The sequence below is a fragment of the Variovorax sp. P4_D9 genome (assembly GCF_056401695.1).
The window spans coordinates 1-808 of the sequence record NZ_JBFUIU010001635.1 but is presented as its reverse complement, the minus strand read 5'-3'; the positions used below and the strand labels follow the sequence as shown (position 1 = coordinate 808).

The 808-nt window shown below is 64.5% G+C and carries 1 pseudogene; it reads right to left on the bottom strand.

Features of this window, described 5'->3' with window-relative positions:
* Positions 1–72: 72 nt before the first annotated feature.
* Positions 73–768 (bottom strand): annotated as a pseudogene (locus tag AC1DY5_RS57425) (NAD(P)(+) transhydrogenase (Re/Si-specific) subunit beta); the annotation flags it as partial.
* Between the last annotated feature and the right edge of the window lie 40 nt (positions 769–808).

The window sequence follows — 808 nt, the reverse complement described above, 5'->3', positions numbered from 1 at the left end:
ACGGTGATGTGGTTTGCACGGATGAATCTAAATCCCGCAGTCAACTGCCGGAAGTTGGATGAAACGATGAAGCTACGAGCCGATCGCCTTGGCCATGTCCTCGACCACCTTCTTGGCGTCGCCGAAGACCATCATGGTCTTGTCCATGTAGAAGAGTTCGTTGTCCAGGCCCGCGTAGCCCGCGGCCATGCTGCGCTTGTTCACGATCACCGTCTTGGCCTTGTAGGCCTCCAGGATCGGCATGCCGTAGATCGGCGTGCCCTTGGTGAGCGCGGCCGGGTTCACCACGTCGTTGGCCCCCAGGATGATCGCCACGTCGGCCTGCGCGAACTCGCCGTTGATGTCCTCCATCTCGAAGACCTGGTCGTAGGGCACCTCGGCCTCGGCCAAGAGCACGTTCATGTGGCCCGGCATSCGGCCCGCCACCGGATGGATCGCGTACTTCACCGTCACCCCCTTGTGGGTSAGCCTCTCGGCCAGCTCGTTCACCGCGTGCTGSGCKCKMGCCACCGCCAGGCCGTAGCCCGGCACGATGATCACCGTCTCGGCGTTGCTCAGCATGTAGGCCGCATCGTCGGCGCTGCCGCTCTTCACCGGGCGCTGCTCCTGGGCGCCGGTGGCCGCCGTGGCCGCCTCGCCGCCGAAGCCGCCCAGGATCACGTTGAAGAACGAGCGGTTCATCGCCTTGCACATGATGTAGCTCAGGATCGCACCCGAGGAGCCCACCAGCGAGCCCGCCACGATCAGCATCGCGTTGTTCAGGCTCCACCAGCGAGCCCGCCACGATCAGCATCGCGTTGTTCAGGCT